This is a genomic window from Dyadobacter sp. CY347 (assembly GCF_021502655.1).
In the GTDB taxonomy this organism is placed as follows: Bacteria; Bacteroidota; Bacteroidia; order Cytophagales; family Spirosomataceae; genus Dyadobacter.
In genome coordinates this window covers 1,051,963-1,071,029 of the sequence record NZ_JAKFFT010000002.1, presented here as the reverse complement: position 1 = coordinate 1,071,029, position 19,067 = coordinate 1,051,963, and the positions used below count along the sequence as shown (strand labels likewise).

13 protein-coding genes are annotated in these 19,067 nt (G+C 47.9%); 9 read left to right on the top strand and 4 right to left on the bottom strand.

Translation table 11 applies throughout. The features are described 5' to 3' along the window. Nucleotides 1-122 precede the first annotated feature (122 nt). From L0659_RS05270 to L0659_RS05230, 9 genes are all read left to right on the top strand, one after another. A complete protein-coding gene (locus L0659_RS05270) occupies nt 123-3,299 on the top strand; it encodes a TonB-dependent receptor (RefSeq protein ID WP_235124652.1) in 3,177 nt (1,058 codons plus the stop codon). Between the two features lie 31 nt (nt 3,300-3,330). After that, on the top strand, nt 3,331-4,581 hold the full coding sequence (locus L0659_RS05265; protein WP_235124651.1) for an MFS transporter: 1,251 nt from the start codon (nt 3,331-3,333) through the stop codon (nt 4,579-4,581). A gap of 24 nt (nt 4,582-4,605) precedes the next feature. Beyond that, nucleotides 4,606-5,610, top strand: a complete 1,005-nt coding sequence (locus L0659_RS05260; RefSeq protein ID WP_235124650.1) for a 2-hydroxyacid dehydrogenase — start codon at nt 4,606-4,608, stop codon at nt 5,608-5,610. A gap of 14 nt (nt 5,611-5,624) precedes the next feature. Then, a complete protein-coding gene (locus L0659_RS05255) occupies nt 5,625-7,070 on the top strand; it encodes an FGGY-family carbohydrate kinase (RefSeq protein WP_235124649.1) in 1,446 nt (481 codons plus the stop codon). Next, nucleotides 7,070-8,524 (top strand): FGGY-family carbohydrate kinase, encoded by a 1,455-nt coding sequence (locus L0659_RS05250; RefSeq protein WP_235124648.1) that lies wholly within the window; start codon nt 7,070-7,072, stop codon nt 8,522-8,524. Before L0659_RS05255 ends, L0659_RS05250 begins: the two co-directional genes overlap by 1 nt. Before the next feature lie 7 nt (nt 8,525-8,531). Further along, nucleotides 8,532-9,128, top strand: coding sequence for a histidine phosphatase family protein (locus L0659_RS05245; protein ID WP_235124647.1), 597 nt, complete (start codon nt 8,532-8,534; stop codon nt 9,126-9,128). Nucleotides 9,129-9,146: 18 nt separating this feature from the next. After that, the gene (locus tag L0659_RS05240) at nt 9,147-10,085 is read left to right on the top strand and encodes a glycerophosphodiester phosphodiesterase family protein (RefSeq protein WP_235124645.1); all 939 of its coding nucleotides are present in this window, start codon (nt 9,147-9,149) and stop codon (nt 10,083-10,085) included. A 220-nt stretch (nt 10,086-10,305) separates the two neighbouring features. Next, nucleotides 10,306-11,172 carry a response regulator gene (locus L0659_RS05235; RefSeq protein WP_235124643.1) on the top strand — a complete coding sequence of 289 codons (867 nt, stop codon included), beginning with the start codon at nt 10,306-10,308 and terminating at the stop codon, nt 11,170-11,172. A 90-nt stretch (nt 11,173-11,262) separates the two neighbouring features. After that, nucleotides 11,263-15,435, top strand: coding sequence for a chemotaxis protein CheB (locus tag L0659_RS05230; RefSeq protein WP_235124642.1), 4,173 nt, complete (start codon nt 11,263-11,265; stop codon nt 15,433-15,435). An 18-nt stretch (nt 15,436-15,453) separates the two neighbouring features. Here L0659_RS05230 and L0659_RS05225 read toward each other — a convergent pair whose 3' ends face one another. The 4 genes from L0659_RS05225 to cobT form a co-directional block, all read right to left on the bottom strand. Further along, complete coding sequence (locus tag L0659_RS05225) at nt 15,454-16,386, bottom strand: methylenetetrahydrofolate reductase (RefSeq protein ID WP_235124641.1); 933 nt, start codon at nt 16,384-16,386, stop codon at nt 15,454-15,456. Nucleotides 16,387-16,740: 354 nt separating this feature from the next. Then, nucleotides 16,741-17,277, bottom strand: a complete 537-nt coding sequence (gene cobC / locus L0659_RS05220) for an alpha-ribazole phosphatase (RefSeq protein WP_235124640.1) — start codon at nt 17,275-17,277, stop codon at nt 16,741-16,743. Continuing rightward, a complete protein-coding gene (locus tag L0659_RS05215) occupies nt 17,262-18,047 on the bottom strand; it encodes an adenosylcobinamide-GDP ribazoletransferase (protein ID WP_235124639.1) in 786 nt (261 codons plus the stop codon). Before L0659_RS05215 ends, cobC begins: the two co-directional genes overlap by 16 nt. Further along, nucleotides 18,044-19,066: a nicotinate-nucleotide--dimethylbenzimidazole phosphoribosyltransferase gene (cobT, locus tag L0659_RS05210; RefSeq protein ID WP_235124638.1), complete on the bottom strand. Its 1,023-nt coding sequence runs from the start codon at nt 19,064-19,066 to the stop codon at nt 18,044-18,046. The genes L0659_RS05215 and cobT overlap by 4 nt, the downstream gene beginning before the upstream one ends. Nucleotide 19,067: the final 1 nt, after the last annotated feature.

Sequence of the window (19,067 nt, the reverse complement as noted above, 5' to 3'; positions counted from 1 at the left end):
TGTTTAAATTACTTTAATTTAGTTTGTTTGATGACGAATTTACTTCTTTAAATGATGAAATGTATTCGTATTGTTCAATCCCAACACATTAAAACGAATTTCCTAAACCTTTAACTTAAATCATGAAAAACTCTACCCGACTACTGCTTACCGCGCTATTGATGGCCGGGCTCTGGCTGACGACAGCACTTGACGCAGCGGCCCAGGCAACCGATGCTTCAATTATCGGAACCGTGAAAGATGCAGGCAACAACGAGTTGCTTCCAGGCGCTACGATTACCGTAAGGAACGAAGGAACTGGATTTGAAACACACACTGTAACCAATGCAAAAGGTGAGTATGCATTGCAGCAGCTTCCGCTAGGAAAACCTTATTCGATCAGCGTTTCTTTTGTGGGCTTGCAGACGGTGAAACAAACCGGTTACTCGCTCAATTATGGCGACAAACTGAATGTGGACATTGCGCTTTCCAGCTCCGAAACGGCTCTTAAAGAAGTGCTTATTACCGAAAAAGGTTATGCAAAAGAAGTCCAGCAAGCAGGCGCATCGACTTCCATTACTGCTGCCCAGATTAAAAATCTGCCGAATGAAGGCCGGAATTTTACCAGGCTCAACAACCTGTCGCCCTTGCAGGGCGGAGACAATTTCAGCTTCGGTGGTCAGCGTGCCACGGGCGCCAATGTGACCATTGACGGAATGAATGCCAAAAACCAGTGGACCAACGGAACCGTTGCCGAGGGCCCCTATGCGATTTCGCTGGAAGCAATCCGGGAATACAAGGTGATCACCAACGATTATGATGTGACGCAAGGCCGCCAGTCTGGCGGGGCGATCAGTGCGGTAACGAAAAGCGGGACCAACAAGCTGGAAGGTTCAGCTTTTGTATATTTTAGAAATAATACACTATCAAGCAGTTACGACATTCGTGGCGTAAAACGCGAGCAGGATTTTAACAACTACCAATCGGGATTCAGCCTGGGCGGGCCGCTGATTAAGGATAAGCTGCACTTCTTTGTGGCATACGACCGCCAGGATGCGAGCCAGCCTTTTGTAATTGCAGACATTCAAAGCGCTGACGATGAGCAGCGCTATGGTATCCGCAAAGATTCGCTGGACAAGCTTATCCGCATTGCCTCCGAACTGTATGGTCTGAAAGGAAAACAATACGGTCAGTTTCCACGGAAGACGACCACAAACACTGCTTTTGTGCGTCTGGACTGGCAGATCAACCAGAAACATAAACTGACATTACGGAGTAACACAACACATTACGTCTCTCCGTTCAATGATAGTGACAATTCCAATATCAACCTTTTGGAATCGTATAATAATTTCAAAGACGTTTCCACAACGGCCATGGCAGCTTTGCGCTCCTCGTTTACGCCGAAGCTGACCAACGAGTTCAAGGTTCAGTATATGTATTCATACAAACCGAAAACGCCCCAGGATTATTTGCCGTTTCAGAACATTCCTCGTGCGATCGTCAATGTAACCTCGCCTTTTCCTACCGAATCCAATCCCAATGCGACGCAGACCAAGTCGGTTCAGTTTGGCGGGCAGCGTTTCAGCCCGGAGTCCAACCGCATGAAGCAGTTGCATCTAAGCAACACGGCCTATTTAAACACGGACAAAGTCAACTTCACATTCGGTACGGATAATATGTTCACTTACATGGAAACCTATCTTTCCAGCGAGCAGAACGGCCGGTTTTTCTTTTCCAGCCTCACCGATCTTGCCAATCTGAACCCTTACCGTTACGCAAGGGAAGTTCCTTTGAAAGGCGCGCCGATCGTGGAGCAGAATGTATTGGATATTTCAGCTTTTGCGCAGGCTGATTTCAATTTGCACCGGAATCTGAATGTGGTGCTGGGCGTTCGTTATGATGCCACTGCATTCCTTACCAATGGTGAATACAATGCAACTGTTGACAGGGAAGTTGGTGTTAGAACAGACATTAAGCCGCAGGACTGGAACAACATTCAGCCCAGATTTCAGGCTACCTGGGACATTGGCGGCAAGAAAAGGGATATCCTGAAACTCGGTGGCGGCATGTTTTCTTCGCAGCCGCATTACTACGCGCATGTGAACAACATTCAGAACAGCGGAACCATGGTTGGTGCCATTGACGTCACCGGCGCAGCAGTTCCCCGCCCTGATTTCAATGCTTACCGCCAGGATCCAAATTCAATTCCAGGCATCCCAGATGGTGTGAACTACATTTCCACGATCAATGCGGTGAACAAAAGCTTCCAGGTCCCCACCACATTCAAGGCCAACATTAATTACAACCACTTCTTTGGGGACAGGATCCGCGTGGGCGTAAACGGGATCATCGGCCGAACGATCAACAATTATGTATATCTCGACCGCAACCTGGTAGATAGTCCTTATTTCCAGCTTACTAATGAGGATAACCGCGGTGTGTTTGTGCCTGCTTCGTCCATTTCTGCCAAAGGCGTTACGGACTGGCTGCAATCCAGGAAATCAACGAATGTGGGACGTGTCTTGGAGCTTGTTTCAGACGGCATTTCGGATCAGCTGACATTCGTAGCGGATGCGAGCGTGCGGATCGGGCGTGATGGTTATGTAAATGCAAGCTATACGATCAACTCTTCGAAAGACAATTCATCTTATAACTGCTGCGTGGCCAACACTTCAACCGGACTTCCCGTAAAAGACGATCCCCGAAAATTGAACTACGGATATTCGGACCAGCAATTCCGCAATAAGCTGGTGATCAATGGCGCAGCTCCTTCCATTGCAGGGTTCCAACTGGGTGCCACATTGATCGGCATCGGTGGCAGCCGCTACAACTTCCTGATCGGCGGCAACACGAGCCTGAACGGGGATTTTGTGCTGAACAATGACCTAGCTTATGTTTTTGACCCCAATAACCCTTCAACTCCTGAAAGTATCAGCAAGGGAATCAATGATCTGCTGAGCAATCCCGAGACAGATAAAAGCATAAAAGATTATATCAATTCCAACATTGGCAGGGTTGCCGAGCGGAATGGAGGTGAAAACCCATTCTATACCAACATTGATCTGCGGCTTACCAAAGCGATCCGCATTGTGAAAAACCAGAACATCGAGCTTTCTGCGGATGCTTTTAATTTCCTGAATATTTTAAATAAAGAATGGGGCCGCAATTACAACCGGGGCAACACCAACCTGCTGAATGTAAACGGCTTTGACCAGGCTACGCAACAATACAAATATGCGGTTCAAAACATTGCAACGCGCCCGATCGGCGGGACGCCCTGGCGCATTCAGCTGGGTTTGAGATACTCATTCAACTAAATTCCTATTCCTGACCCTTAACCCAAGTATAATGACACCAATTTTGAACAAAGCAGGCATGCCTTCCCACCTGGCCTGGGGTTACCTCGGGATCCTGATCTTTATGATGGGCGACGGCGTGGAGCAAGGCTGGCTCAGCCCCTATCTGCTGGAACACGGCATGAGCATTCAGCAGTCTGCATCGCTTTTCACGGTTTACGGCGTTACCATTGCCATTTCCTCCTGGTTTTCGGGCGTGCTGGCCGAAGGTTACGGACCGCGAAAGGCCATGTTTATCGGGATTCTGCTGTATGTGATCGGCACCATTGGTTTTGTGGGTCTGGGAATGAAGGGCCTGAATTTTCCGGTCATGCTCCTCACCTACGCGATCCGTGGGTTTGGTTATCCGCTGTTTGCTTATTCCTTTTTGGTTTGGATCACTTACCGAACGCCGCAAAATCAGCTGGGACGCGCGGTGGGCTGGTTCTGGTTTGTTTTTACAGGCGGGCTTAATGTGCTCGGCGCCTATTATTCAAGCTGGGCGATTGATCACATTGGCTATCAAAACACGCTTTGGAGCTCCATTTTCTGGGTTTCGGTTGGCGCTTTCTTTGCCCTGGTCGTGAATAAGGATCAGTTTAAAACGTCCGTGGCTGCTGTGGGTGACGCTTCTACCAAAACCAAAGAACTCTTAAAAGGACTGACCATTGTCCGCGAAGAGCCAAAGGTTTTGATCGGCGGGATTGTGCGGGTCATCAACACGACGGCGCAGTTCGCATTTCCGGTTTTTTTACCCATGTACCTGGCTACGCATGGCTTTTCCACCCGCGAATGGCTGCAAATCTGGGGCACCATTTTTACGAGCAACATTATCTTCAATTTAATGTTCGGCTTCGTGGGCGACCGTCTGGGCTGGCGAAATACGATCATCTGGTTTGGTGGCGTGGGCTGCGGCATTACTACGCTGGTTTTTTACTATTCGCCCATTTGGTTTGATGCTAATTACTGGATGGTAATGCTATGCGGCGTGCTTTGGGGCGGGTTACTGGCCGGTTATGTGCCGCTTTCCGCCTTAGTGCCCTCATTGGTCAAAGAAGAAAAAGGTGCGGCGATGGCCATCCTGAATCTCGGGGCAGGTCTGCCGGTTTTCATCGGACCAGCCATTGTGGGGCTGTTCATTGGCTCCATCGGCAGTGAAGGCGTGGTCTGGATCCTGGCAATCCTTTACTTCATCAGCGCCATCCTCACCAAATTTATTACCCTTTCAAAAACGCCCGAGCCAGCCACTGCGGCTATCGGCTAACAACGATTTTTTACAAATATGACTATGAAAGTACTAATTACAGCACCATACCACGACAAGGCGCAGGAAGCATTGAGAAAACAATTCGGGGAGATCATTTACAAGCCCTGGAAATTGCAGGAAAGGGCTTATAATGAGCAGGAACTGATCAATCTGATCCTGGAAACACAAGCTGAAGCGCTCATTACCGAGCACGATGAAGTGACGGCAAAAGTGATTGAGGCAGCGGCACATTTGCAGTTTATCGGCGTTTGCCGCGGCACGCCTTCGAATGTGGCGGTGGCTGCTGCAACTGAAAAGGGCATTCCGGTTTTCAATACGCCGGCGCGCAATGCGCAGGCCGTTGCGGAAATGTTCATTGCTAATCTGGTGAACCTGATGCGGAACACATTACCGGCCGTCAGCTGGCTGGAAGGCGAGAATTGGGAAGCCGGGGCGCATACTTCTTATTTGCAGTTTAAAGGAAATGAAATAGCGGGCAAAACCATCGGTATGGTAGGATTTGGGGCTGTGGGACAGACCATTGCGAATCTGGTCAGGCATTTCCCTGCCGAAATCCTTTACTATGATCCTTTTTACACCTCCGAAGATGAAGCTTACAAGAAGGTTACGCTCGAAGAATTGTTTCAAAACAGCGACGTGGTTTCCATTCATTTGCCCGTGAACAAGGAAACGGAAGGCTTGATCGGCAAAAGCCTGATCTCGCTGATGAAAAAAGACGCGATTTTTGTGAACACGGCGCGCGCGGTGGTGGTGCAGCGCGAAGATCTGCTCTATGCCATTAAAAATGAGCTGATCCGCGGCGCGATCCTGGATGTGTTTGACCATGAGCCGCCCGATGAGATCGATTACAAACTGATCCACCATCCCCACGTGCTCGCCACGCCGCACATTGCCGGGGCAACTTTCGAAGTGGAAGATCATCACGCCGACATTATGAACAAAAACCTCTTCAATTTTTATGTGGAAGGCAACCGTTCGATCCGGCAGTTGGTGAATAAGGAAGTTTTGGCCTTAAAAGCATCTTAATCAGTTCAAAAAGGATGACATTGAAACAAGCTTATTTAATTGTAGATGTAGGAACGGGTAATGTGCGGGTGGCTGTTGCGGAGCCGAATGGCAACATTCTGGGCGTTGAAAGCGAAGATGCGCGCTACGAAAAGGATCCGCATCATCCTGAGTCCATTTACTTTTCACCGGACGCATTGTGGCAACAGATCATTGGTCTGGCCAAAAAAATATTTGATAAAACAGGTGAGATCAACATTACAGCCGTCACGGCAACCAGCCAGCGCGAGGGCATTGTTGTGATAGACAATGCAGGAAACTCGCTGATCGGCATGCCCAACATTGACCACCGCGGCAGGGAATGGGAAGATATCATTGAAGACAAACACGCTGTATATCAGCTAACCGGCCGGTATCCCACTTCTCTTTTCTCAGCATTAAAGCTGGTCGGATTAAGAAACCGGATCCCCGAAACCTGGCAGCGCGTGCATACATTCATGAGCATCAGTGATTGGGTTCAATACAAATTCAGCGGCGTTGTCGGTTATGAGCATTCACAAGCGTGTGAAACGCTGCTTTATGATGTGGCGGCGAAAGATTGGTCTGCGGATCTTTGTAGTATTTTTGACCTAAACCCTTCCCTACTCGCTCCTTTACAGGATTGTGGTTCGATTCAAGGCAAAATCCTTCCGGAAATTGCAGCGGTTTTTGGTATTTCAAATGATGCGGTTGTCATCGTGGGCGGCTCGGATACACAACTCGCGATCATGAGCATGTGCCCATCCGTGAATGATATTGTGATCGTTTCGGGTACGACTACGCCCGTGATCAAAATCAGCGCGGATTATTTGTTAGATGACGCCGAACGCACCTGGACAAGCCGGCATACGGATGGAAACAGCTTTCTGCTGGAAGCCAATGCGGGTGTAACAGGCCTTAATTATCAGCGGCTCAAAGAGATTTTTTATCCTAATGAACCATATGCACTGATCGAAGAAGAAGTTGCGAGCATTAAGGATGCGCAATGCGTCGCGGCGCTCGGCTCGTTGATCGCCGATGAAAAATCGCCGCTGATCCGGGGCGGGTTTATCTTCAATACGCCTGTATCGCACGAGCTGAAACGCGGACATTTTGTTTTTGCAACATTATGGGACATTGCGTGCAGCATTTTTGAAAATTACAAGAGCCTGTGCGAAGTTATTGCCCATGAAGAAGACCACATCTGGGCTTGCGGCGGCGGTGTGCAAAGCCGGTTACTAAGGCAATTTCTTGCTAATCTGACTAATAAAAAAGTCGGGATCAGGGACAATTACCGGCAGGCTTCGGCGGTTGGCTGCGTGTTTGCATGTAACCTGGCCTTAGGCGTTGAAAGTGACATTCCACCGGTTCTGGAAGAAGTTGCTCCCGACGATTCCATAGCACACGAACATTTATATCAGGAATGGAAAAAGAGTCGCGGCACATTTAAATCGGCATTGTAATGGATGTATATTTTTTAGGCATTGACGTTGGCACGCAGGGAGTGCGGGTTGTGCTGATGAACCAGGATGGCGCGGTGAAAGCGGCGGCCGAAAAGCGTTTTGAACTAACGGCCACTTCGCGCGAAGAACAATCTCCGCAGCTTTGGTGGGAATCGTGTCTGGGCTGTCTGAGTGACATTGCAGTTTCCGTTGGAAAGGAAATTGATAAAAAAAACATCCTTTCTATATCCGTAACATCCACTTCCGGGACTGTGATCCCGCTGGACCAAAACGACGTTCCGATGCATCACGCGCTCATGTATAGCGATATGCGCTCGGAAGCGGAAGGAAAAATTTGCAAAAGGGTCGCAGAAGAATTCAATCCGCAAGGTTATACGGGTTTTAATGCGTCGAGCGGTTTATCCAAAATGGTCTGGTTTGTGAACCACTTTCCCGACAAGGCAGCGCAGATTAAAACCTGGATCCATGCGACGGATTATATCATTGGAAAACTCTGCGGAAATTTCAGGATTACGGATTATACCAATGCATTGAAATCAGGATTTGACGTCAGTAAAGGCGTTTGGCCGGACTATATTTCAGAACATTTACCTATCGAAAAAGAATGGTTGCAGGACGTCGTTCCTTCCGGCACGGTCATTGGCACATTGCTTCCCAAGCTCGCTGAAAAATTGGGGTTGCCCGCCGTAAAAGTTGTCTCCGGCATGACCGACGGCTGCGCTTCGCAGGTGGCGTCGGGCGTGGTTAACCCCGGCGATTGGAATACGACCATTGGCACCACATTGGTTGTAAAGGGCGTGACGGTGAAAGAAATCAATGATCCGCTCGGCAGGCTTTACAGTCACCGCCATCCAGAAGGTTACTGGATGCCCGGCGGCGCAAGCAACACCGGCGCAGACTGGATCACAGCCGGATTTTCAGAAAACTTAACCGAACTTAACCAGGCAGCCGCGCAGTTAATCCCGACCTTTGAAAGCGCTTATCCGCTGATGCAGCGAGGCGAAAGGTTTCCGTTTATCTCCAAACAAGCACGTGGATTTGCACCGGAAGGCTTGTCGAAAGAAACATTATTTACCGCCAGCATGGAAGGCGTCGCCTACATTGAACGCATTGCCTATGAACTCATTGAATCACTTTCCGGCGAAACCGTGCGGGCGATTTTCACCGCAGGCGGAGCGAGCAACAGTGACACCTGGCTGATGATCCGTGCCAGTGTGCTCAACAAGCCGGTTTACAAATGCGGGCAGATCTCGGGTGCGGCCGGCGCGGCAATTCTGGCTGCCTCGGCCACACATTATGGAACATTAAGGGAAGCCGCAAAATCGATGACGCACATGGAAAAAGTGGTGGAACCAGCAGCCGAACTGGTTGAAAAATACGAGACAGGATACCAAAATTTTATGCAGGAACTCAGAAAACGGAACTACATTCAGGACGCCGTTTTGACCCAATAAAAAACTTATGCTTACAGTTTATCTGCTCCGCCACGGAGAAACCTTTTACAATGCCGATGGCAACCGTTACTGCGGTGCTACGGACATCGGACTGACCGAAAAGGGAATTCAACAAGCATATTATGCTTCTGAAATGCTCAAAGACATTACATTCGACGCCATTTACGCGTCGCCACTGCAACGCGCATTCAACACCGCGAAAGTCGCGTCACAAACAGAAAACGTCATTGCCGATACGCGGTTAACCGAAGCCAATTTCGGGTCCTGGGAAGGAAAGACGCGCGCAGAGTTCGTTGAAGAAAACCCTGAATTATGGTCGCAATGGTCCGATGATCCGGACCATACCAAGGCAGGCGGCTCGGGTGAAACGGCCCTGGAAGTTGTGCAGCGTGTTGATGATTTTTTCACTGAAAAAGAGCGGCAGCATGATGGCGAAACGATTCTGGTTGTAGCGCATAATGCGGTTAACCGCTTTTATATGGCCTATAAACTGGGCATGCCGCTAAAAAATTACCGCCGGCTTGTGCAGGACAATTCTACCGTTACCATATTTAGTCTGGGCGGCGCAGAGCCTTTCAGCCTTTTAAAACTCAACTCCCGTTAGCCTTAACAACCCATTTTTATGAAAAAGTCTTATTTACTTTCTGCTATAACCAGCTTGTTCCTTTTTGGTGCATTAAATGCTGTGAATGGTCAGGATCAGATGAATGTGCTTAAACTGAAATCCGCCAAGGACCTGCACGCGTTTTTTAAATATACCGGAAATGATGTGCTGCTCATTGCCGGGCACCGGGGCGGGATGGTGAAAGGATTTCCTGAAAATTCCATCGCGACTTTTGAAAATACATTAAAACATACGCCAGCGTTTTTTGAAATAGATCCGCGGCTTACCAAGGACAGCGTGATGGTGCTTATGCACGACGCGACGCTCGACAGGACGACGACCGGAAAAGGCAAACTCTCGGATTACACCTATGCCGAGCTCAAACAATTCAGGTTAAAAGATGCGGAAGGGAATGTGACGGATTTTCCTATCCCGACATTAAGCGAAGTGATTGAATGGGGCCGCGGGAAAACCATCCTCAACCTGGATCACAAGGACGTGCCGCTGGAAATGACTGCCGCATTGATCCGCAAACACAAGGCCGATGCATTCGTAATGATGACTGTTCATAAACCGGAGGAAGCCTTATTTTATCTAAAAAACAACCCAAACAGCACATTCTCCGCTTTTATCAAAACCAAAGCGGAGTTTGAAAGTTATCAGAAAGCAGGCGCTCCCTTCACTCAAATGATCGCTTACATTGGCCCCACGGTTAAACCGGATAACCAGGAGCTTTACAGCCTGCTCAATAAAGCCGGCGCAATGGCCATGATCTCGGCAGCGTCATCCTACGACAAATTGAAAAGTGCCGAAGAGCGCAAAGCGGCTTACATTTCGATCGCAAGAGACGGCGCGTCAATCATCGAATCTGACTATCCGATTGAGCTGGCTGAGGCTGTTAAAGGCTTCATTAAAAAGGATTCGCCGAAGCAAAAGTTTTTCGGGAAAAGCAAGTGATTCGAAGCCGGCGGCGCCTGCCCAGGATCACCGATTTGCTTTCGTCCTGACATGAAACCAGAACCAGTCTGCCATGGGAAATCCAGACAGACCGGTTCTGGTTATTTATTGCTACATTAGTGCATAATTTGGCCTAAATGGAAGCTCTGGACAAAAAATATGTCCTGCTTACTTTTGATAAAAAAACCGAAAGGCCGGTTTGATGTGCTGTTAAAATAATATGCTCGCTAATAAAACTGTATACATTGTCGATGATGATTCTGATGACCGGATGCTTCTCAGGGAAGCGCTGGAAAATGTTATCGAAGGCATAGAAGTGTTAGAATTCATTGACGGCCAGTTACTGCTGGAAGCCCTGGCCGACAACCTTCCGAAACAGCCCGCACTCATTTTAATGGACATGAACATGCCCCGGTTAACCGGCATGGAAACCCTGGAAAGGATCAAGGGCGACCCGTTGTGCAGGCACATTCCGGTCGTTATGGTGTCGACAAGTTCCAATGCCCAGTTGATCAGGCGCTGCTATGACAATGGCGTGAACGCCTACATTGTAAAACCGGTCATTTATGAGGGATATATTGAAATAGCCCAGGCGGTCAGCATTTGTTTCCTGAACAGCTATCCCGAATTTGAAGGACAGGTTTTGGCCAAAAATTTCAATAACAAAAGTATCCTGGTTATTGAAGACAATCACGATCATTGGCAAATGATGCGGGCAGCCCTCAAAATGGGTATGCCCGATGTTAAAGTAGTCCATAGAAGCAGTCAGGACAGCACGGTAGAATTTCTTGAAAACGAATATGCTTCTTTAAATCCACCCGTTGAAATGATCCTGCTTGACCTGTACTTACCTTCCAGGCACGAGGGACTAAGCCTTTTGGCCGATATCCGGAATTTCATAACCGTCAATAACCTTCCTCCCGTGCCCGTGATCGTGCTGAGCTATTCAGATCACCCCAATGACATCATTGAGAGTTACGCCGGGCAGGCTAGCGCTTATCTTCTGAAAACAGGAAAAGCTTTTCAGTCGTTTTCCAGTATCAGGCACGTATGCAGCTTATGGTGGGCTACGGTTACCTTACCATAATCGGCACAATAGGTTTCAAAAACCGTGGATTTGTATTACCCGATATCTGGCTTTCAGACGCAGAAACAATCAAATTATACAGCTCGACTAATGCAAGAGGAAGGCATTACCCACAATAAAAGTTTGCAGCCAGCTGATCGCCCGGTCCCGATTGTGGCCATAGGCGGGTCCGCGGGCGGGCAGCAGGCGGTGTTGGAACTATTGCATCATTTGCCTGCTGATACCGGGCTTGCCTACGTCTACATCCAGCACCTGGCACCCGATTTCGACAGCCAGCTTGACCAGATCCTGGCGGCGGCTACTGCCATGCCGGTATCTGAGGCTACGCATTTAATGCCTGTACAGCCCAATCACGTTTATATCATCCCGCCCAATAAAGGCATGGAAATTCTTGACGGTGTACTGGTGCTGATACCCAGAAAACCAAAGCCATCCATCCATTTACCTGTCGATCAGTTCTTTATGTCGCTTGCTAACCGACAAAAGGATGGCGCGATCGGGATTATATTGTCGGGCATGGCTTCCGACGGCTCGCAGGGCCTGAAAGCCATCCGGGTAGCGGGAGGAGTTACATTTGCACAGGATAGTACCGCCGTGCAGCAGGGAATGCCCCAGTCGGCCATTCAGGAAGGTGTGGTGGACATGGTGCTTTCACCAGCTGAAATGGCCAAAGAACTGGTTCTGCTCAGCAAAAAAACGGCCGTATTTAAGCTCACCAGCGAAACGGCAGAAAGTAAGGAACACGATGGCTCCGACCAGGAACTGGACGATGTGCTTTCCTTTGTCAAGTCCGCGGTAGGCACCGATTTCAGGCATTATAAAAAAACCACCATTCGCAGAAGGATTATACGCCGGATGCTGCTTTACAAGCTCGAAACGCCCGGGGATTATTTGAATTATCTCAAACAAAACCCCTCTGAGGCTCAGGTATTATATAGGGATTTGCTGATCAATGTTACCGGCTTTTTCAGGGACCCGCAGACCATGGACCATCTTAAAAAGCACGTACTTCCTGAGATCATTAAAAACAAGGCTGACCATGACCCGCTGCGGATCTGGGTAGCTGGCTGCTCAACAGGGCAGGAAGCTTATTCACTGGCCATTATGCTGGTTGAAATCCTGGGTGAACGTGCTGCGATTATGCCGGTGCAGATATTTGCTACGGACCTGAGTGATACAGCAATCACCAAGGCGCGTCTGGGATTGTACACACAGGCCGAAGTCGCTGATATTACCAAAGCCCGCCTGGGACGCTTTTTCATTTACAGTGACGGTTATTTCCGAGTTAATAAACTGGTACGCGACCTTTGTGTTTTTGCACCGCATAATCTTTTGAGTGACCCGCCCTTTTCCAGGATGGACCTGATCAGCTGCCGAAACCTGCTGATATACCTGGATGACGTGCTTCAAAAGAATGTATTTGCCACATTTCATTATGCATTAAAACCAAACGGTTTATTGCTTTTAGGTAAATCCGAGTCTGCGGGAAGCTCTCCTGCGCATTTTGTACAGGTTGAGAAATCCCACAAATTGTTTGCCCGTAAGAACAATACGCAGGTTAAAATCCCGATCGATATGACCTTCCGCAAAAACCCGTCCGGAAAAGACCTGAAAATCACAGCCGTCAAAACAACGGAAGTGATGCCGGTGCTCGAACTGGATAAAATAATAGAGAACATGCTTGCCCAGTATGTGCCTGCTTGCGTGGTAGTGGATCAGGATCTTGAAGTTGTCCAGTTTCGCGGCGCGACGGGGATTTTTCTGCAACATGCGCCGGGCAAGGCCAGTTTGAACCTGACCAAAATGGCGCATCCATCGGTGGTCTTCGAGTTACGGAACATCATCCATAAGGCACGCCAATCGGGCCAACCTGCCAAAAAGACCGGCCTTGTGATCAAATCGGGCAAGAACACGCTTTACGCCGATATTGAGGCAGTTCCCATTGCAAACCCGGTAAACCAGCAACTTTTCCTCGTACTTTTCCAGGAAACATTACAGAACCGGGTGGACGGAAAGACGTCCGGTGATGCGTTGAAATTAAACCAGCACCTGGAAGAAGAGCTCACGTCGCTCAGGCAGGACATGCACGCGATCATAGAGGGGCAGCAGTCTAATAATGAGGAACTGCAATCGGCTAATGAAGAAATTGTCAGCAACAATGAAGAGCTGCAAAGCATTAATGAAGAGCTGGAAACCAGCAAAGAGGAAATTGAGGCATCCAACGAGGAGCTTCATACGATTAACCAGGAACTGCAACGCCGCAACGAACAACTGACCGAATCCTACCAATATTCGGAAGCCATACTTTCTACCATCAAAGAAGCCACACTGGTCCTCGATGAGCATCTCAGGGTCAAGCTTGCCAACAAAGCATTCTATGAAATATTCCAAACAAGCCCCGACCGTACGGAAGGAAGCTCGATCAATGAGTTCGGCAGCGGCCAGCTGGACTTCAACGGTTTTCGTGACCTGCTGAATAATGTGCTTACCCGAAATGAGCGGATCGAGGGTTTTGAAGTAAATATCAAATTTGCGGATGGTCATCACCGCACCGTCCTGGTGCATGCCAGCAAAGTAGTCCAGATGCAAAAAGAAACGGTTTTTGTCGTTTTTGAGGACATTACCGGCCACAGGCAAGCACATGAACTGCTCATTGAGCGGCAGCAATGGTTTGAGGACCTTGTCGACAATGCCCCTGCACTGATCTGGGTTTCAGGTGTTGACGGCAAGATCAATTTCCTAAACAAAGCCTGGGTGGAATATACCGGAAGGTCATTTAATGATGATGCTGCAACATTCTACGATGCGATACACTCCGATGACCTGAAAGCTTATAAAAAAGCCTTTACTGAAAATGCCAGCAAGCAAGAACCGTTCAGCTTTGAATACAGGCTCCTGCGGAAGGACGGCGAATACCGCTGGGTGCTGGAAAATGCCAAACCCATGACTGCCCAGGATGGCGGCTTTACGGGCTACATTGGCAGCTGCACCGACATTCATTCGCAAAAAACAATGACCCAGCAGCTCAAAGGCCATGTGGACGAAAGGACCAAGGAGCTTAAAATTTCCAACACAGCATTAACCCAGACGGCCGATAATTTGCAGGCTGTACTGGACAGTTCCCCGGCTTCCATAGGCTTTTTCAAAGCCATTTACGATGATCGCAGTCAAATAGCAGACTTCGCGCTTGTGGTTTGCAACAGCAAATTCAGCGATAATTATCAAAGTACGATCAGCGAGCTGGTTGGCAATATGGCCTCCCAGATGTTTCCGGCGCAGCGGCAGGAGGTGATGAAAGATGTGCTTACCGCCAACCGGGCGTATTACGAGGAGCTGTTTGTGGAAGAGCAGCAAAAATGGCTGGGCATTGCCCTTACCCGGCATATACATGGCGTAGCCGTTACCGAGCTGGATATTACGGTCTTAAAAGAGGCGAGCGAACAGCATGATATGCTTTCGTCACAGCTCAAAGGGTCCTATGAAATGATCCAGTCATTGAATGTAATGAAAGAATATGTCCAGCACCGGGGCTCGTTTCTGAGGTCGACATTCCATGATCTGAGGGGCAGCTTTGGCATTATTTCGGGTGGCACGACGCTTTTGGACCATATGGACACAGAAGAAGACCGTGCCCAAACCCTGGCGATGATCCAGCGCAACCTTGGGCAGGTAACACAGATGATCAACCAGCTCCTGGATTATTCACGGCTGGAATCGGGAGCGGAAACATTGCATGTTGCTTCCTTTGATGCCTCCGCCATGCTCTCCCAGTTATGTGAAGGATCTTTATCGATTGCAAACGACAAGGGGATCGGGATGAAATTTTCAGGGGACGTAGACCTGACCGTTGACGGCGATCAGGTTAAAGTCCGTCGCATTGCCCAGAACCTGGTTTTAAATGCTTTGAGATATACAAATAAGGGCAGCGTCACAGTTAGCTGGGGCGTAACGGCTTCGGCCGATGAATTTCCAGTGCCCGCCTGGGAATTTTCAGTATCAGACACAGGGCCGGGAATCCCGCAAAAAATACTTTCCGATCTGACAGATGACGCTCTCAGCCCGGAAGGCATACCTGAAAGTGTTGATCTGCTTTCCGACATACAGGACTTTGCCACTGAAAGCAGCGAAGGGATCGGTTTTTTTATCGTAAAACGGCTTTGCGAAGTCCTTGGCGCAAAAATGCATATCAACAGCCATCCTGATACAGGCACAACCTTCCGGATTGTACTGCCGCACGCCTATCCTTCAAAAACGGTAATTTAGTGACCAGTTAACCCAATATCATTTCCTTAATCCTGCATCCCTGAGCAGCTGGTTTATAGCGGATGCCATATCAATGGATGCTTCGATCTCTGCTTTGCGGATTGCGACACTTTCAATATTGAAGCCAAAAGGAATGCCGTGCTCCATGCAAAACGCGGTGAGTTCCGAGGCGATTTCAAGACAAATCTTTACCGACTTTTCAAGCATATCTTCGGCCAGCCTAAGGTCCTCTTTAACCTGCTCGGGTAAATGAATTCCGAGCCACTCCATAAAATCGAGTGTTTTGGCAGATCCGCAGGCTGTGATCGTGAAAATGATCGTTGGCGGATCGATCTGTTTATCCTTGCAGCTGAAAGACAGATCTTTAATAAGCTGCTTTGCATAAGCCAGATCAAAAACACACTGGGAAATGAAGTAGGAAACGCCGCTGCTCATTTTGTCGAGGATCCTTACATCCTCATCCTTTAAAACATGGTGCCTTTCGGGAATGGTCACCGCTCCGATAACGGATGTGACCTTGTGCTTTTCCCAAATTTTGTAGGCTTCGGGAAGACTCGTCTTTACCTTAAAATCCGGTGCAGGCACGCCTACAAAAACGGGATAGAATGTCTGTTGATGCAGTCTTTCCAGCCAATCGGACAACTCTTCATTGGTAAATTTACCGGCGGGCCGGTAAATGATTTTCGGAACATTCAAACTACCCAGATGTTCCGAGGCAAAATCGAGGGGATCCATCGCATTGATAAATGGAAACGGCCTTTCCTGATTCGTCCTGGCAGATTCATCTTGTACATCATATACGACGAGTGCATCGATATCCAGGGAAGAAAGGCGGGCAATTGTTTTTTCTGCGATTTCTGCAACCCGCTCTGGGGTCGTGCCTGCCTTTGGAGGCGTAATGCCGTAAAGCATTACACCTGACTGTCTGGATTTGATCTTTTCTAAAAACATAATGGTAGTTTGAATTACGGCTCCTTGCTGCTTGTTTATTTTTTTGTTCAAATATATAATGGAATGCCTGACCTTCCTGATTTAGCCTTACACTCCTGTTGCAATTTGCTCACGATTTGGTTGTAAAGGATTAAATATCTACGCAAAACTATAAAAGAGGAACTGACTCTCTATCAGAAGCCATATTTTTAGATATTATCACTACGTCAATCTATTTTGAATAGAATTTTATCTTTTCCAACATTAAAATTTATCTGATAAAAGATGAAAATTCTGGGAGAGATCGAGGCCGATGAGTGTCAGTCCTATTGTGGTTTTGAAGCGTGAGCTGAGTGCGGGGAACTCCGTTTTCTATCAAAACGAGAGGGAATTCAAATCAACCGTAAAAACGGCTCCATAGTCCACATGAATTTCAAAGCATTCATGCAAAGGTTTGTTTGCCAGTAAGGTAAGCAATAATCGAATCACGCCTCCGTGCGTAATGATGGCGATTTTCTTATGATTTGTGTTTTGAAATGATGTAAAGAAGTCTGTAACGCGGGCTTTTAGATCCAACATACTTTCTCCTCCCGGAATGCGGACATTAACGAAATCGTCCATCCAAACTTTCAAATTATCCTGATCAACACTATCCCAGGTTTGCCCTTCCCAATCGCCAAAATGCAATTCCCGCAGCCGCTCATCGGTCTGATATTCCGGAAAAATCTCATTCGCAAGAAGCGTGCAACGTGTTGACGGACTGGAATAAACGGCTTCGAGCGCTGGGGGAAGCTGGGACTTAATGTTGTGAACATCGGCTTCAAATCCTGGTGCAAGTTCCACTTCCAGATGTCCGTAGATCAATCCGGGCGTGAGCATTGGCTTGGTGTGTCTGATCAGATAAACTTCCAAAGGATTAATAGAAAAAAGTAAAAAGTAACTTCACAAACCTGCTGAACCGCGCCCAGGCAATCTCCGGTATAGCCGCCAATCCATTTTTTGAAATAGCTTCCCATTGAAAAGGTGATCATTGCCAACAGCGGAATGACCAAGAAAATGAAAGCGGATTGTAATGTTAGGGAAAGAAAAATCAAGGGAATCGTGCCAAATACGAATCCAACCAATATTGTCGCAATGCTGATTTTCTGCACTACAAAACCTGACTTGCTATCATTTGTATTGCGCGCATAAGTTGAATAGAAAATCACCATTACGCACATCAAACGGCTTAATGCGTGAGCGCTGATCATGTAGAATCCTAATATCGCTGAATCTGTAAATTGTGAAAGGGCATTTAAAAGACTGAATTTTAGTCCTAACATACCAATCAAACCAATGACACCATAAGCCCCGATGCGGCTATCCTTCATGATCAGCAGGATTTTTTCTTTGGTCCACCCGCCGCCAAAACCGTCGCAAAAATCTGCAAATCCGTCTTCATGCAAAGCGCCGGTGACGAGTATGGAGGTAAGCATGGAACAAATGATGGCAACATGCACATCTACAAAAGCAAAAATCATCCAAACCAATGCAGCAACGCCACCCACAAGCCAGCCAATCATTGGCAAAAACCTGCTTGCAGGATTGAGATTGCTTGCGTCAAATGGAATGTTGGCTGGAATCGGAATCCTGGTGTAAAATTGCAACGCGCTCAAAAACAATGTCAGTTGCTTTTTCATCATGCCGTTTTTTGACTTACCTGCGCGCTTTCGAAGCTGGCCATTTCGTTAAGAAACCCCACGGCGCTAAGCAGTAACGGATATGCAACCGCACATCCCGTTCCTTCTCCCAGCCGCATATTTAGGTCCAGAATAGGCTTTGCATTCAAGTTTTGAAGTAAAAGTTTGTGCCCTTTTTCGTCCGACTGATGGCAAAAAATCGCATTATTCATGATTTTATCATTCATTTGAAATGCACACAAAAGACTAACTGAGGCGATAAAACCATCAACAAGCACAACCATATTTTGCCTATTCGCTTCCAACATGGCGCCGCACATCATTGCCATTTCAAACCCACCGAATGTCTGTAAAACCTGCATGGGATCATTACCGGACTCAGCGTGAAATGTCAAAGCGTTTTGTAGAATGGAAAGCTTTTGAAGCAGCTGCTTGTCATCCAGCCCGGTGCCTTTTCCTACGCAATCCGCAATGGGAATGTCGAGCAACTTGCTCATGATAACGGCCGCTGATGAGGTGTTACCAATGCCCATTTCACCGAAACCGATTACATTACAGCCAGTTTGTTTTATATTTTTGACAATTTCAGCGCCCTTTTCAAGGCAGTTTTTGCATTGTTCAGACGTCATTGCATCTGCCGACAAAAAGCTTTGTGTACCAAAACCAATCTTGACATTGATAAGCCTTTCATTTTTTTCAAATACAAAATCCACCCCGGCATCCACGATCACAAGCTCAATGCCGTGCTGCCGTGCAAACACATTGATGGCAGCTCCGCCATTGAGAAAATTCAAAACCATTTGTGCCGTCACCTCGCTTGGATATGCGCTGACGCCCTCTTTTGCAATGCCGTGACTGCCTGCAAAAACGACGATATGCGGCTTCGTCAGTTCCGGCGAAAGCGTTTGCTGCACATGAGCAATCTGAAATGCAATCTTTTCCAGCATCCCCAGCGCGCCCAGCGGCTTTGTTTTGGAATCTATTTTTTGTTGAATCTCAACTTCGAAATCTGTTTCTGACATT

Bases quoted from the DNA above. Each gene is read 5' to 3' on its own strand.
- L0659_RS05270 (WP_235124652.1), top strand. From the start codon at position 123: ATGAAAAACTCTACCCGACTACTGCTTACCGCGCTATTGATGGCCGGG.
- L0659_RS05265 (WP_235124651.1), top strand. From the start codon at position 3,331: ATGACACCAATTTTGAACAAAGCAGGCATGCCTTCCCACCTGGCCTGG.
- L0659_RS05245 (WP_235124647.1), top strand. From the start codon at position 8,532: ATGCTTACAGTTTATCTGCTCCGCCACGGAGAAACCTTTTACAATGCC.
- L0659_RS05250 (WP_235124648.1), top strand. From the start codon at position 7,070: ATGGATGTATATTTTTTAGGCATTGACGTTGGCACGCAGGGAGTGCGG.
- L0659_RS05230 (WP_235124642.1), top strand. From the start codon at position 11,263: ATGCAAGAGGAAGGCATTACCCACAATAAAAGTTTGCAGCCAGCTGAT.
- cobT (WP_235124638.1), bottom strand. From the start codon at position 19,066: ATGTCAGAAACAGATTTCGAAGTTGAGATTCAACAAAAAATAGATTCC.
- L0659_RS05215 (WP_235124639.1), bottom strand. From the start codon at position 18,047: ATGATGAAAAAGCAACTGACATTGTTTTTGAGCGCGTTGCAATTTTAC.
- L0659_RS05225 (WP_235124641.1), bottom strand. From the start codon at position 16,386: ATGTTTTTAGAAAAGATCAAATCCAGACAGTCAGGTGTAATGCTTTAC.
- L0659_RS05260 (WP_235124650.1), top strand. From the start codon at position 4,606: ATGAAAGTACTAATTACAGCACCATACCACGACAAGGCGCAGGAAGCA.
- L0659_RS05235 (WP_235124643.1), top strand. From the start codon at position 10,306: ATGCTCGCTAATAAAACTGTATACATTGTCGATGATGATTCTGATGAC.
- L0659_RS05240 (WP_235124645.1), top strand. From the start codon at position 9,147: ATGAAAAAGTCTTATTTACTTTCTGCTATAACCAGCTTGTTCCTTTTT.
- L0659_RS05255 (WP_235124649.1), top strand. From the start codon at position 5,625: ATGACATTGAAACAAGCTTATTTAATTGTAGATGTAGGAACGGGTAAT.